Raw genomic sequence first — 14,632 nt, forward strand, 5'->3', positions numbered from 1 at the left:
CTCGAGCCAACCTCTTTCATTGCCACTATATAGTATAACAAAAAGTTTTTTTTAAAAACTACCTGTATTGACTTTTTCCGGACGAGTGACAGGCTCAGTTAATTTTTTTCCTTTATCATTTTTGATTTCCGCTTTACCGTCTACCTGAACAGCAACCTTTTTAACCCCTTGCTGTTCCGTTAAAGAAAGTACCAGTGTATCAAGTAACGATTGTGAAATTTCCTTTTTATCAAAGCTGTCATAAATATCCTTATTGAAGTTCAACGTTACGGTTCCGTCTTGATATTTTGGTGCCTCAAGCAGTTTGACGTCAGACACGAACTCAGATACAAGGGTAGACTTTGCACTAGGCCCTTTAATGAGTTCATTTACAACTGCAGCATTATTATCCTTCTCATTGTTACTTACACGGCGCGTGACCGGAACATAGTAGTATGAGCCCTCTTCACCGCCAATATAGTAGACAGTTACCGGCTTCGTATTGGTAATATCAACGACATCTGTTGTATCAATATTAATCCCTGTAGTTCTTGATAGATTTTGGCTGATAGGGGTGCCGTTGACTGGCATTTCAGTCAGTTCGTGGCCGTTCATTTTAAGCTTAACTGATTTAACATTATCAAATTGGGTCAGCGTCCAAGTGACCGATTGAAGTATCTTCATCTCATCTTCAGGCTTGTAGTCTTTAAATTCTTTTGAAAAGTTAACCGTTGCTACGCCTGTATTTTTATCAATGTCGACAGAAAGAGTTGTATCCTCAGGAAGGACAGCTCTAAAACCATTTGGCAGCTTGTTCGTTACAGGTCCATTCGCCACTAAATGTTCAAGTGCTTGTGTTGCTACTGAAGTTGTTTTCGGCAGGTTTAATGTTTGTGGAACGACATATCCATCTTTATCAATCAGGTATAGCTCTGTCTTTACTACGTTTTCCACCTTACCTTTATCTTTTGCCGTCGTTTCCTTACTTGCTTTTTTATCGTCAACAGTCACACTCTTTGGCGGATCAATTTTCTTTTGCTTTTCACCTCCAAATAATCCGCACCCGGAAAGCAGAACGGTTGAGGTAAGCACGGTTACACCAAGAATTTTTGCTTTATTTTTAGACACATTAATTCCCCCCTAAGACAGTTTGTACTATCATGTATACGAGCCTTATGAGAAATTAGACCGTCTTGTGAAATAAAAATAGAACAATTTTTTCATATTCACTTCTTGGGACTAAAAATAAATTCAATCAGAATTTATTTGAGTCGTATCAGTATCATTATGAAATCTATTGTTTCAAATCCTAACCCAAATATCTTTTTTATAACCACGGATGCTCTTTTTTCCGCATCATGGTCACAATTATCTTTTTTTGTAACCACGGATGATCCCTTTTTATAGAATATTGGCCCCAATAAATATAGCAAAAGCCCCCATCATGCTGATAGGAGCTTCAGTTTATAGTTCTATTTTATTTACATTGTCTATAGGAATACCCATCCACTGTGAGGCAATTTTTGAAAAGAGCCTTTTTGAGCCTGTCGTGTAAAATTCATGCTCGGGTTCGGTCTCACAGGTGTCGAGCTGTCCATTGTATTGGAGAATAGCACTAATTTCACGTGCGGTTTCGTCACCAGAACTAATGACTTTAACGGCCTCACCCATTAGATTTTTTATAAGTGGTTCAAGCAATGGATAGTGAGTGCAGCCCAATATCAATGTATCTAAATTATGATCCAATAATGGCTTTAGCGCTTCGTCCACTATTTTCTCAGCAATCGGTCCACTATATTCCCCGCTTTCCACAAGAGGAACAAACTTCGGACATGCATGACTGGTGACAAAAAGCCGGCTGTTTAGCGATTTCAAGGCTTTTTCGTAAGCACCGCTTTTGACAGTACCTATTGTGCCGATAATGCCAACCCGATAGTTTTTCGTCCGCTTAATCGCCGCTCGTGCCCCTGGATTAATAACCCCGAGAACAGGAATGGACAATTCTTTACGTATCTCGTCAAGCGCGGCAGCCGTTGCTGTGTTACAAGCAATCACAAGCATTTTGATATTTTTTTCTAATAAAAAAGTGGTCATTTCCCAAGTGAATCTCTTCACTTCCTGCCTCGTTCTTGGTCCATAGGGGCAGCGGGCTGTATCTCCCAAATAAATGATTTTCTCATTTGGAAGCTGCCTCATAATCTCTTTGGCAACGGTTAATCCACCGACGCCGGAATCTATAACACCTATTGATTGTTTCAAGCATCTCGCCTCATTTTAACGCATTTCTTGATGAAGTTTCATTAAGCTGGTGTGAAGAAGTTGAATATCTTCTTTTGAGAAGTCTTTCAATACTTCCTCTAAGTATACTTGCCGCTTCTTAATAACCTCATCAATAATTCTCTTACCCTCATCGAGCAAGTGAATCCTTACCACACGACGATCGGCTGAATCCTTTACCCGTTCAACGAGAAGGTTTTTCTCCATCCTGTCTACAAGATCGGTCGTCGTGCTGCATGCCAAATACATCTTATTCGAAAGGTCACCGATTGTCATATCGCCGTCTTCAAAAAGCCATTGCAAGGCCACGAATTGTGGCGGAGTAATCTTATAATTACTCAACATTTCTCTTCCCTTTTGCTTGATGATTCCGGAAATGTAGCGTAAATCCTTTTCAATATGAGCAAAAATATCCTCAGTTACTCTTTGTGGATTTTCGAGTTCCATTTGTTTAACACTCCTAAAATATGCTTCTCCTCAAAACCAACAATTCCAAGTAAAATATTTAAAGCTTGTCCTTATTTTCTACTTTTTTCGTAAAAATTTCAAGCTGAATCTATTTGATAAAAATTTTACCTCAAAAAAATTCAACCGTATATTTTCATAATTGAAAGAATCAAATTAGTTTCACATTACTTGGAGATGCTATAGAATAATGAACAGATAAAAATCAGTGTCAATAATAAACAAAGGTGAGAAGATTATGGAGATAAACATAAGTAATGCTGCATTAAAATGGTTTCAGGAAGAAGTTGAGCTAAAAAAAGGAGATAAAGTAAGGTTTTATACGCAAATCTACGGCAGCAGCCCTATCCAAGAAAATTTTTCACTTGCGTTTACGGTTGATAACGACCCCATTGATATGTATGTTAATACCGAAAGTGAAGGAATAACATTTTTCATAGAAGAAACAGATTTATGGTTTTTTAATGGACACAATTTACATGTTGATTACAATCAACAAAAGGATGAATTAGAATTTAGTTATAAGAAATCAAGTGATTAAATAATAAAACCGCCATCCAAATGGATGCCGGTTTCATTTATTTTCAAGTACTCCCATTCGGAAGGGCACTAAACCTGCTTTGGTCTCATCAACGGTAAAATCACTTCAACAATGGTTCCCTTTTTGTCACTCCAAAAGTGAATCGTTCCGTCATGATTTTCGACAATTTGTTTGGAAATCATGATCCCGAGTCCTGTGCCGTCCTCTTTCGTGGTAAAAAACGGTTCTCCGAGACGTTTTAAAATATCCTGTGGCATGCCTTTGCCGGTATCTTTAAAGAGCAATTTTATCTTATTAAAACTATGTTTTTTAAGCTCAATTGTGACAACACCGCCTTTTGGCATTGCTTCTATAGCATTTTTTAAAATATTGATAAACACTTGTTTTAACTGATTTCGATCACAGTTTATCATGAAGTTTTTAGCACAATAACTCGTTTCAATGTGAACACCATTCATTATTGCCTGAGTATCAATTAACGTTTTTACACTATCAATCAGTGTATTTAAATCAACTGGTTCAAATTTTAACTCATGCGGTTTAGCCAGCACCAATAACTCACTAAGAATCAGTTCAATTCGATCCATTTCAGATTTGATTATTTCAAAGTATGTTTGATTATTATCTGCTTGTGCCTCCATTAACCGAAGAAACCCTTTAATCGCGGTTAGGGGATTTCGTACCTCGTGTGCAATCCCTGCAGCCAACTGCCCTGCCACATTTAATTTTTCTGAGTTAAGTAAGAGTTCTTGCGTCCTTTTCTGTTCCGTAATATCTCTAATAATGATATGCTTAGCTGGTTTATTTTGGAAAATGGTAGGTATTCCTTTAACTTCCGCGAAAAAAATAGTGCCATCCAAGCGGATTAATTTGTATACATAAAAGTCTGTCGCATCCCCTCTTGTCACAACTTTGATTCGTTTTTTTGCAATCTCGTGATAATCCGGATGAAAGAAATCGATAACCTTTTTATTAAGAATATCCTCTTTTTTTGTTGCTCCTAATAATCTTGCACCTGTTTCATTTATAAATAGAATTTTATTCCCCCTCGCGATAAACACGGCATCAGGTGAATACTCAACGATATCTCGATATGTTTCTTCACGTTTTTTTGCTTCTTCTTCTACTTTCGTTTGCTTCGAAATATCTCTAATAACACTTACCACTTCCAATACAAGAAGTGTTTCAGGGTCAATGATTGGTTTACAAAGTGACTCCATCCAAACATATTCTCCGTCTTTTTTACGAACACGATAGCAATCCCTTCCATTTCCCAGGGTGCAGAGAGACTTTTTTCGATTCATATATGCCTTCTTTTTATCATCTGGGTGAATGAATGTTAAACTATTTTGATTGATTACTTCATCTTCTGTATAGCCAAGAATATGTTCACAGGAAGGCGATACGTAGAGAATTTCCCCCTGCATATTCGTGCTGATAATGACATCTAGGACATCGTCTGTTAATATCCGCTGCATTTCCTCAATTTTTCTTACTTCCTCTTTCTTCCTTTTTAATGCAGTTATATCCCTTCCTACCGCACACACCCCTACAATTTGATCGTTCATACTAATCGGAATATTCGTTACATTTAGATCGACAAGCTGGCCGTTTTTGTTTATCATTTTACAATCAAAGTTTTGGAATTGACCTAATACAGCTTTATGAAAATGATGAAATACTTTATTTACATTATCAATTGGAAAAAGGAATTGAAGTTTCAACTGTTTAGCTTCTTCTGTTGAAAATCCTGATATTTTTTCGAATGCTGGGTTCACTTGCACAACATGACCTTCTATATCTAAAATGAACATACTATCTTGATTACAAGTGAACAATGTTTCACATCTACTAATATTTTCATCTAAATATTTTACTAAAAGCATTCTCTTCTCATTTTTTATTGCTTCAACAGGACCTTTCATCTCTCTCTATCAGTTCCTTTCTCCCCGAAATTAATGAAACATATAAAAAGCCAAGATGAGTAAGACTCCCATCTTGGCTTGTGTCTAGCTCAATTGTCTAACTCACTTTCGCCTCTATGTTGTCGGGTTTAAGATCTGTACGATGGCACTTTTATCAATATTTTAATCCCAATCCACAAAGATACATTCACTCTCATTATGTAGAATGGCTCCGATTGTAGCTCTTAATTTACCAATGAAAACCATCCTTTAATTAAATAAAAGCATTATTTCCTTTATCCTATTTTTATTGTAAATTTTACTGATTAAACTTTCAATACATTTCTACTATTTTCCATTAACATATGTAATTTTTGTTCTTTTTTACCTGTAAAAATAGGCTGGGAAATGTGTTTACTGATAGATGCAGAACAATAGAACTAATTCATATCTAAAAATCTTCTCTTTAAATACGGGAATTTATTTTATCATTTAGATTTCATGGAAAAATAATTCCATAAAATCCAAGCCATTGATCTATAAAAGATGAACCGGCCTCCAAAAGTGGATGCCGGTCATCATTAAAGTTCTAGCTCTCCCATTCGAAGGAGCTCTACAACTGCTTGTGAACGCCCCTTTACACCAAGCTTTTGCATGGCATTTGAAATGTGATTCCTAACGGTTTTTTCGCTTATAAATAATTCACCAGCGATTTCTTTCGTTGTTTTGTCTTGGACTAGTAGTTCGAATACTTCTCTCTCACGTTTGGTGAGTAGCGGCTTGTGAATATAATCATTCTCCTTCAAGTATTGTAACCCTCCTTGCCTTCGCCAGTAATGAATCGTGGGGTGGGTATAAATTTAGTCACCATATCTTATGTGAACAATACAAATGTAGTGACTATATTTGCTTAAAGGAAATGATTTAATAAAAAAATTATTGTTTCTTTAAAAAATTAAAAGCCCCTAGGATTTAGGAACTTTTGGGCTTTGCATAAATAATGTATCGTTTTGGCGCATTACCTACATATCGGAATGGATAGCAGGTAGTGACAATTAATTCTTCCTGTTGATTTTGTAATGTGATAATACTGGTATCGTCAGATTTCACAACTTTTGTATGTGTAATTTCATATGTGTAGTTCCCATTTGGCATTTGGATATTAAGTGAATCACCGATTTCCAATTCACCTAATTTGCGGAAAACTGTATCACGGTGGCCAGACAAAACAATTTGCCCCTGCTCACTAGGAAAATAGGAACCTTTATAATGCCCAACACCTTTTTCAAGGTCATCTGGATCTGTTCCTTCAACGATGGCCAATTCTGCCTTGATCTTAGGAATTGTTAAAAGTCCTACCGTTTCTCCCATACCTGGCGGCGGACTATTTTCAACTTTCTTTTTTTGTGTATCTGTATGCTGTTCGGAAATGATTTCCTTTGCTTGCTTAAGAGATGCTTCCGTTTGAAATTTCATATCAACATATTGCCAGAGTCCAACAGCTAAAAGAATGATGCCGACCAAAACAATAAATAGAGGAAGCTTAGATTTCACTTTCAAATACCTGCCTTTACATAAGGACCTTATTTATAAGTATAACAAAAGGCTGCCAATAGGAATATTGAAATCATTAGGCCTTAAAATAAAGAAAACTCGCCGATTGGCGAGCCCCTAAGGGCGAAGACACAGTTGCACTTATGCGTTAGGAAAGTATAAATTTGAAAAATTTATACTTTCCTAATAGCCGAAAAAAACCTTCTTTTCTAAAGTAGAAAAGAAGGTTTTAAGATGAGCATAAGCAGCGTCCTGCGGCTAGTGGACTTCGCTAAACGGCTGCTTCCGCTTTTCTATTAGTCCTGATCACTTCCAAAGAAGTTCCTGAATGCCTGCATGGTAGCGTCACGGTTAATGGCAGCGATTGAAGTCGTAATTGGAATCCCTTTAGGACATGCTTGCACGCAGTTTTGGGAGTTACCGCAGCCTTGCATTCCTCCATCCTCCATAAAAGCATTTAAGCGTTCTGCTTTATTCATCTCACCAGTTGGATGGGCATTAAATAAACGAACTTGGTTAAATACAGCAGGTCCCATAAAGTTAGTTTTACTGTTTACATTTGGACATGCTTCCAAACAAACACCACATGTCATACATTTGGAAAGCTCATATGCCCATTGACGTTTTTTCTCAGGCATACGGGGACCTGGCCCTAAATCATAGGTTCCATCAATTGGTATCCATGCTTTAACTTTTTTCAAGGAATCAAACATTCTGCTTCGGTCAACCTGAAGGTCACGTATAACCGGGAATGTTCGCATTGGTTCTAAGCGAATTGGCTGCGTTAATTGATCAACTAATGAGGAACAAGATTGGCGCGGTTTTCCATTAATCACCATTGAACAGGCACCGCAAACCTCTTCTAGACAGTTCATATCCCAAGTGATTGGGGTAGTAGCTTGTCCCTTTGCGTTGACAGGGTTTTTACGAATTTCCATTAATGCCGAAATAACGTTCATATTTGGACGATAAGGAACTTCAAATTCTTCCTCATAAGCAGGAGAATTCTCGTTATCCTGACGAACGATTGTAAACTTCACCGTTTTATTTTCTGCCATTCCTTCCTACTCCCCTTTCGTTTAATGTTTTTTTGAATAATCGCGCTCACGCGGTTTTAGTAAGGAGGTATCAACATCAGCATAATGGAATTCAGGAGCCGTTTTCGAATCAACAAATTTAGCCATAGTTGTTTTTAAGAATTCCTCATCATTCCGTTTAGGGAAATCAGGCTTATAGTGAGCACCACGACTCTCATTCCGGTTATATGCACCAATCGTAATAACGCGGGCCAATTGAAGCATATTCTGTAATTGTCGTGTGAACGCTGCACCTTGGTTGCTCCATTTCGATGTATCTTGGATGTTAATGTTTTGGTAACGTTCTAAAAGTTCCTGAATCTTTTCATCTGTTTTTAACAGCTGATCGTTGTAACGAACAACTGTTACGTTCTCTGTCATCCATTCTCCAAGCTCTTTGTGAAGCACATAAGCATTTTCAGTACCATTTAGAGACATAATAGAATTCCATTTCTCTTCCTGTTCTTTCACATGACGGTCGAAGACAGTAGAAGAAACGGCTTCAGAACTCTTTTCAAGTCCATTAATATACTTCAAAGCGTTTGGTCCCGCGACCATTCCGCCGTAAACAGCTGATAGCAATGAGTTGGCACCAAGACGGTTTGCACCGTGCTGTGAATAATCACATTCACCAGCAGCGAATAAACCTGGGATCGTCGTCATTTGGTCATAATCAACCCATAGTCCGCCCATCGAATAGTGAACAGCAGGGAATATTTTCATCGGAACTTTGCGTGGGTTATCACCCATGAATTTTTCATAAATCTCGATAATTCCGCCTAGTTTTACATCCAATTCGTGCGGATCCTTATGGGATAAATCAAGGAATACCATGTTTTCGCCATTAATACCAAGTCTCTGGCGAACGCAAACATCAAAGATTTCACGTGTAGCAATATCCCGTGGTACAAGGTTTCCATAAGCAGGATATTTTTCTTCGAGGAAGTACCATGGTTTTCCGTCTTTATACGTCCAAATTCGTCCGCCTTCACCACGTGCTGACTCACTCATTAAGCGAAGTTTATCATCACCAGGGATTGCGGTTGGATGGATTTGGATCATTTCACCGTTCGCGTAAGTAGCACCTTGCTGGTAAACGATCGATGCAGCTGATCCTGTATTAATAACAGAGTTAGTTGACTTACCAAAAATAATTCCAGGGCCCCCTGTTGCCATGATAACAGCGTCAGCAGTGAATGACTTAATTTCCATTGTCTTAAGGTTTTGAACTACAACTCCGCGGCATACACCATCATCATCAATAACGGCACCTAAAAATTCCCAGCCCTCATACTTTGTAACCAAACCGTCTACTTCATGACGACGAACTTGCTCATCCAATGCATAAAGCAATTGCTGACCAGTCGTTGCACCGGCAAATGCGGTCCGGTGATGCTGTGTTCCGCCAAAGCGACGAAAATCAAGTAAGCCTTCAGGAGTACGGTTAAACATAACCCCCATCCGGTCAAATAAATTAATAATGAACGGTGCAGCTTCACACATCGCCTTAACAGGAGGCTGATTTGCTAAGAAGTCTCCACCATAAATTGTATCGTCAAAGTGAATCCATGGGGAATCCCCTTCACCTTTTGTATTTACTGCTCCATTAATCCCACCTTGGGCACAAACAGAGTGAGAACGTTTAACCGGAACAAGAGAAAAAAGCTCTACCGGTGTTCCTGATTCTGCAACTTTGATGGTAGCCATTAAGCCGGCCAAGCCGCCGCCGACTACGATCACTTTACCTTTACCCATTCGTGACACACTCCCTAAATTCAAAATACCTTATTTTCCGAACGATTAATTAACGATATCAGAATTTAATTCTTTATCCTTTGATAACTGTCTAGCTCCAGCACCCAGCGTCTAATCCATACGCCGCTAAACGAGCGCTTCCGCTTTTCTTATTAAGAAACAAATGCGATTAGTGTTCGAATTCCAACAATAGATAAAATTACAAAAACACCAATTGTCACGTATGTAGAAATTACTTGTGAACGAGGTGACACAGTGATCCCCCAGCTAACTAGGAAAGACCATAAACCATTGGCAAAGTGGAAAATTGTCGAAAGAATACCAACTAGATAGAATACAAACATAAATGGTGATGATAGAATATCATGCATCATTTCATATGATACCTCGGCACCAAACGCTGCAGCCACGCGTGTTTGCCATACGTGCCACGCAATAAAAATCAATGAAATAACGCCTGTAATGCGCTGAAGTATGTACATCCAGTTCCTGTATGTACCAAATCTGTTGACATTGCTATTAGCGGTAAAAGCAATATAAAGTCCATAAATTGCATGAAATAATATTGGTAAATAAATAACTACAGTTTCCAGAACAATCCTGAAAGGCAGATTTCCCATAAAAGCTGCAGCCTTATTGAAGGATTCCGGTCCTCCTGTGATAAAATGGTTGACTACAAGATGCTGCAACAGAAATACACCGATTGGAATGACTCCCAGCAGCGAATGCAATTTACGATTAACAAACTCTCGATTACCCGCCATTATTTTACCCCCCTTTAATTTTTAAAAAATGATGATCAGTTTCTACTCTTTTTTTCCCCTTAAAAGAATTTCTGAACTTAGCACCACTGTGACAATTGTGTGACATGTCCATTTTACTCCCAACAACATAGAGCGTCAAGAAAACGGATACACAAACTTTAGTAAAAAATAAAATTTTTAAAATATATTGATATTGTAATAGAATGGATTGAAACGGTTAAATTAGTTGAATTTTTTTTGATGAATATCCAATTTTTTCATCTAAATTTCCAACATCTAACTGTTGAAATTTTTACCTTATAGGAAATGATAATTATGATGGTAAATAAGATTAGGTATTGCAAAATAACTTTACGATTTCCATGAAAACTGTACTGTAATTTAATCCAAATTGTATATAATAGAATGATAGAAAGAGGGGAAACATGTGAACGAGAGTACAGTAGTTGATTTGAATGTAAATGTTGCTGAACCACGAACAATATCCATATTCGGATATGAGTTAATTAGAGAAGTCCTTTTACCGGAGATTTTAGGGAAAGATACCCCTGAAATCTTATATTGGGCAGGTAAGCGCCTGGCACGGAAATTTCCTCTAACTGATTTTGATCAAGTCATTGAATTTTTCGCCCATGCTTCGTGGGGTCAGCTTGAAATAACAAAAGAAACGAAAAATGAAATCGAGATTGAACTAACGAGTCCACTAATTGTGTCGCGTGTGAAATCAAAAGCGGAGCACTTTTTCCAACTAGAAGCCGGATTCCTTGCCCAGCAAATCGAGCTTCAAAGAGAAGTCATCGCCGAAGCCTTCGAGCATCCAGTCAAAAAAGCAAACAAAGTTCAATTCACCATCAAATGGGACACAAAAGATCCAATCAAATAAAATTAAGATGAAGTATATTCACTGTCATCGTGTTACTTATGGTGTCAGGCACCTTCGGTGCCTGACACCATTTTTACTATTCGCCTAGTTCGAATGCTGAATGTAGTGCTTCTACTGCTTTTAGCATTTGTTTTTCTTCGAGGACGGCAGATACTTTTATTTCTGATGTACTGACCATTTTGATTAGGATGTTGTTAGAAGCTAGTACTTCAAACATTTTTGCAGCTACACCTGGATTGGAGATCATACCTGAACCGACAATTGACACCTTTGCTAATTTATTTTCCGTATCGAGCTGCTCATAACCTAGCACCTCCTTATTGTCTTCTAGCACCTTCAATGTCTCTACCAAATCATTAGTATGTATGGAAAAGGACAAGTTGGCACTTCCTCCCTCTGTCGTGCTTTGAATAATAATGTCAACGTTGAGATGATTCTGTGCTAATGTTGTAAAAATTGTTGACAGGCTTGTTAGTGAATTAGTAAGTCCTAATACAGTTACCTTTGTAATTTCGTCTTCAAATGCAACTCCGCGTACAACTAGATTTTGTTCCATCGTTGCTTCCCCCTCAATAACAGTTCCTTTTATTTTCTCCATGCTTGAACGAACTTCAAGCTGAACTTGGTAGTTTTTAGCAAACTCTACTGCTCTTGGATGCAGTACACCCGCGCCTAAATTAGCAAGCTCGAGCATCTCATCATACGAAACAGATAATAACTTTCGTGCGGCTTTAACATACCTTGGATCCGTCGTAAATACCCCGGTTACATCGGTATAAATATCGCATTTATCTGCTTTTAGTGCAGCTGCTAATGCTACTGCCGTCGTATCAGAGCCGCCACGGCCGAGAGTGGTAATTTCACCTTCTTCTGTTATTCCCTGAAATCCGGCGACAATGACCACCTTACCTTCTGATAGCTGAGTCTGGATTGCATCCGTATTAATTTTCGTGATTCTCGCGTTTCCATGAACTGGTTCTGTAACGATTCCTGCCTGCCACCCTGTGAAGGAAACAGCATTAAGTCCTTGTTGATTTAAGGCCATGGACAATAATGAGATGGTTACCTGCTCCCCAGTAGATAAGAGCATATCCATTTCACGCTTATTTGGCCGTGTGGAAATTTCCTTTGCAAGGCTAACAAGCTGATCCGTTGATTTCCCCATTGCTGAAACGACGACAACGACATTGTTGCCTCTCTTTATCTCCTCTTTTACACATGCTGCTACATTCAAAATTCTTTCTGCACTACCGACGGAGGTTCCTCCGAATTTTTGTACAATTAGTCCCATTTCTGCCTTCCCCTTCTTTCAAGTGAATAATCTTAGATTCTCCAAAAACGCAAAAAAGCAATGAGAAGGGCATCTCATTGCTTCAAAAACACGAAAAAATAAATTCCCGTACAAACAATGTAAGATAGCTCTCCAAGACACAGGTCTTGACAATTCGGCATTTATTCAATGCAGAACCAGCAAAGAAAGAAATGAGACTATCTTTACTTCGGCGAACATCCCCTTTCATGATCCTTCTTCGAAGCTCATCCTTCTCAGAACCACTACTCTTGAATCTCGCACCTCTACCTTCACTTTAGTACTATAAAGTGATAGTTTTGTGAATTTTCACTCATTATAGCATGTTCTATTTTATATGACAATCCTTAAGAGCGAAGTTTATTGATTAATTCTTCTACGACATTAGCTGGTATTCCAAGGGCTCGAAATGCCTCAAACGTTGCTTCCTTCATTTTCTTCACAGAGCCGAATTCCTTTAACAATTGTTTTTTACGCTTTTCGCCAATTCCCGGGATATCGTCAAGTACCGATTGAAAGGCTGATTTTCCACGGATTTGACGATGAAAGGTAATCGCAAAGCGGTGTACCTCATCTTGGATTCTTTGTAATAAATAAAATTCTTGGCTGTTCCGTGCGAGCGGGACAATTTCCAACGGATTACCGTAAAGAAGCTGCGATGTTCTATGCTTTTCATCCTTTACCAGTCCTGCAAGCGGGATATCCAACCCTAATTCATTTTCAAGAACATCTCGTACAGCCTCAACATGCCCTTTTCCGCCATCAATAATTATTAAATCTGGAAGCGGCAGCTCTTCTTTTAATGCTCTCGAGTATCTTCTTCTCGTAACTTCACGCATTGATTCATAATCATCTGGGCCCTTAACCGATTTAATTTTATATTTACGGTATTCCCGTTTGTTTGCCTTGCCATCAATAAAAACGACCATCGCGGATACAGGGTCTGTCCCTTGGATGTTGGAGTTATCAAATGACTCAATCCTGTGCGGGGTATAAATCCTTAGAAGCTCTCCAAGGTTTTCAACTGCCTTAATGGTTCGCTCCTCGTCTTTTTCAATCAAGGAGAATTTTTCATTAAGGGCAATTTTTGCATTTTTAATTGCCATTTTAATAAGGTCCTTCTTTTGTCCACGCTGAGGCTGCAACACTTTCACTTCGAGCAGCTGCTCCGCCATTTTCAAATCCACTTCATCCTGAATTAGAATTTCCTTTGGCTTGAAATGATTTGCTTTTGTGTAAAATTGTCCAAGGAATGTTAAGATTTCCTCCTCTGGCTCATTATAGATAGGGAACATGGAAACATCCCGCTCAATGAGCTTTCCTTGGCGGACAAAGAAGACCTGGACACACATCCAGCCTTTATCGACAGCATAACCAAAGACATCTCGGTCGGTAAAATCCGTCATTGTTATTTTTTGCTTTTCCATAATCGTTTCAATATGAACGATTTTATCGCGATATTCCTTTGCACGTTCAAAATCAAGTTCCTCTGCTGCAGCGGTCATTTTTTCTGTGAGTTCTTTCTTAATCTCTTTATACCCGCCATTTAAAAAACGCGTTATTTCATCGGTCATTTCCTTATACTGCTCTTCACTTACTTCATTTACACAAGGCGCCAGGCACTGCCCCAAATGGTAATAAAGACATACACGGTCGGGCAGGGTAGAGCATTTGCGTAACGGATAAATCCGATCAAGCAGCTTTTTGGTTTCGTTGGCCGCCCCGACGTTCGGGTAGGGGCCAAAGTATTTGCCCTTATCCTTTTTTACTTTCCTTGTAATGATGAGCTTTGGATGTCTTTCCGCTGTCAGCTTGATAAAAGGATAGCTTTTGTCATCCTTCAGCATAATATTGTATTTTGGATCGTATTTCTTGATTAAGTTTAATTCCAGTAAGAGTGCTTCTATATTTGAAGAGGTAACAATATATTCAAAGTCCTCGATTTCATTAACAAGTCTTAAGGTTTTTCCATCATGCGACCCAGTGAAATAAGATCGAACGCGGTTTTTTAGTACCTTTGCTTTCCCCACATAGATGATCGTTCCCTGACGGTCTTTCATTAAATAGCAGCCAGGCTGATCAGGAAGCAGTGTCAGTTTTCGCTTAATAGTTTCATTCATTTCCG

Annotated in this window: 13 protein-coding genes and 1 riboswitch; of the genes, 2 read left to right on the plus strand and 11 right to left on the minus strand. The window is 38.5% G+C overall.

Annotated features, from left to right (window positions below):
* Positions 1–51 precede the first annotated feature (51 nt).
* From V7150_RS12215 to V7150_RS12225, 3 genes are all read right to left on the minus strand, one after another.
* Complete coding sequence (locus tag V7150_RS12215) at positions 52–1,107, minus strand: GerMN domain-containing protein (RefSeq protein WP_335518224.1); 1,056 nt, start codon at positions 1,105–1,107, stop codon at positions 52–54.
* A gap of 336 nt (positions 1,108–1,443) precedes the next feature.
* Positions 1,444–2,238, minus strand: a complete 795-nt coding sequence (gene racE, locus V7150_RS12220; protein WP_335518227.1) for a glutamate racemase — start codon at positions 2,236–2,238, stop codon at positions 1,444–1,446.
* Positions 2,239–2,253: 15 nt separating this feature from the next.
* Positions 2,254–2,703 carry a MarR family winged helix-turn-helix transcriptional regulator gene (locus V7150_RS12225; protein ID WP_335518230.1) on the minus strand — a complete coding sequence of 150 codons (450 nt, stop codon included), beginning with the start codon at positions 2,701–2,703 and terminating at the stop codon, positions 2,254–2,256.
* 256 nt (positions 2,704–2,959) lie between these two features.
* On the opposite strand from V7150_RS12225, the gene V7150_RS12230 reads away from it, so the two are divergent.
* Complete coding sequence (locus tag V7150_RS12230; RefSeq protein WP_335518232.1) at positions 2,960–3,262, plus strand: HesB/YadR/YfhF family protein; 303 nt, start codon at positions 2,960–2,962, stop codon at positions 3,260–3,262.
* Positions 3,263–3,330: 68 nt separating this feature from the next.
* On the opposite strand, the gene V7150_RS12235 is transcribed toward V7150_RS12230, so the two are convergent.
* The 6 genes from V7150_RS12235 to V7150_RS12260 form a co-directional block, all read right to left on the minus strand.
* Positions 3,331–5,187, minus strand: a complete 1,857-nt coding sequence (locus V7150_RS12235) for a PAS domain S-box protein (protein WP_335518235.1) — start codon at positions 5,185–5,187, stop codon at positions 3,331–3,333.
* A 560-nt stretch (positions 5,188–5,747) separates the two neighbouring features.
* Positions 5,748–5,972 carry a spore germination transcription factor GerE gene (gene gerE, locus V7150_RS12240; protein WP_335518236.1) on the minus strand — a complete coding sequence of 75 codons (225 nt, stop codon included), beginning with the start codon at positions 5,970–5,972 and terminating at the stop codon, positions 5,748–5,750.
* Between the two features lie 166 nt (positions 5,973–6,138).
* Positions 6,139–6,720, minus strand: coding sequence for a class D sortase (locus V7150_RS12245; protein ID WP_335518239.1), 582 nt, complete (start codon positions 6,718–6,720; stop codon positions 6,139–6,141).
* Between the two features lie 296 nt (positions 6,721–7,016).
* Positions 7,017–7,778 carry a succinate dehydrogenase iron-sulfur subunit gene (gene sdhB / locus V7150_RS12250; RefSeq protein ID WP_335518243.1) on the minus strand — a complete coding sequence of 254 codons (762 nt, stop codon included), beginning with the start codon at positions 7,776–7,778 and terminating at the stop codon, positions 7,017–7,019.
* A 21-nt stretch (positions 7,779–7,799) separates the two neighbouring features.
* Complete coding sequence (gene sdhA / locus V7150_RS12255) at positions 7,800–9,551, minus strand: succinate dehydrogenase flavoprotein subunit (protein ID WP_335518245.1); 1,752 nt, start codon at positions 9,549–9,551, stop codon at positions 7,800–7,802.
* A gap of 152 nt (positions 9,552–9,703) precedes the next feature.
* Positions 9,704–10,315: a succinate dehydrogenase cytochrome b558 subunit gene (locus tag V7150_RS12260; RefSeq protein ID WP_335518248.1), complete on the minus strand. Its 612-nt coding sequence runs from the start codon at positions 10,313–10,315 to the stop codon at positions 9,704–9,706.
* A 427-nt stretch (positions 10,316–10,742) separates the two neighbouring features.
* On the opposite strand from V7150_RS12260, the gene V7150_RS12265 reads away from it, so the two are divergent.
* A complete protein-coding gene (locus V7150_RS12265) occupies positions 10,743–11,198 on the plus strand; it encodes a YslB family protein (protein ID WP_335518251.1) in 456 nt (151 codons plus the stop codon).
* A gap of 76 nt (positions 11,199–11,274) precedes the next feature.
* Here V7150_RS12265 and V7150_RS12270 read toward each other — a convergent pair whose 3' ends face one another.
* Positions 11,275–12,489: an aspartate kinase gene (locus V7150_RS12270; RefSeq protein ID WP_335518253.1), complete on the minus strand. Its 1,215-nt coding sequence runs from the start codon at positions 12,487–12,489 to the stop codon at positions 11,275–11,277.
* Between the two features lie 117 nt (positions 12,490–12,606).
* Positions 12,607–12,784: riboswitch (Lysine riboswitch) on the minus strand.
* A gap of 70 nt (positions 12,785–12,854) precedes the next feature.
* Complete coding sequence (gene uvrC / locus V7150_RS12275) at positions 12,855–14,627, minus strand: excinuclease ABC subunit UvrC (protein ID WP_335518256.1); 1,773 nt, start codon at positions 14,625–14,627, stop codon at positions 12,855–12,857.
* Between the last annotated feature and the right edge of the window lie 5 nt (positions 14,628–14,632).

This window comes from Neobacillus drentensis, assembly GCF_036965245.1.
GTDB lineage: Bacteria > Bacillota > Bacilli > Bacillales > Cytobacillaceae > Neobacillus > Neobacillus drentensis_G.

Excerpts from the sequence above, each read along its gene's own strand:
- V7150_RS12230 (WP_335518232.1), top strand. The coding sequence starts at position 2,960 with ATGGAGATAAACATAAGTAATGCTGCATTAAAATGGTTTCAGGAAGAA.
- uvrC (WP_335518256.1), bottom strand. The coding sequence starts at position 14,627 with ATGAATGAAACTATTAAGCGAAAACTGACACTGCTTCCTGATCAGCCT.
- sdhA (WP_335518245.1), bottom strand. The coding sequence starts at position 9,551 with ATGGGTAAAGGTAAAGTGATCGTAGTCGGCGGCGGCTTGGCCGGCTTA.
- V7150_RS12225 (WP_335518230.1), bottom strand. The coding sequence starts at position 2,703 with ATGGAACTCGAAAATCCACAAAGAGTAACTGAGGATATTTTTGCTCAT.
- V7150_RS12260 (WP_335518248.1), bottom strand. The coding sequence starts at position 10,315 with ATGGCGGGTAATCGAGAGTTTGTTAATCGTAAATTGCATTCGCTGCTG.
- V7150_RS12235 (WP_335518235.1), bottom strand. The coding sequence starts at position 5,187 with ATGAAAGGTCCTGTTGAAGCAATAAAAAATGAGAAGAGAATGCTTTTA.
- sdhB (WP_335518243.1), bottom strand. The coding sequence starts at position 7,778 with ATGGCAGAAAATAAAACGGTGAAGTTTACAATCGTTCGTCAGGATAAC.
- V7150_RS12270 (WP_335518253.1), bottom strand. The coding sequence starts at position 12,489 with ATGGGACTAATTGTACAAAAATTCGGAGGAACCTCCGTCGGTAGTGCA.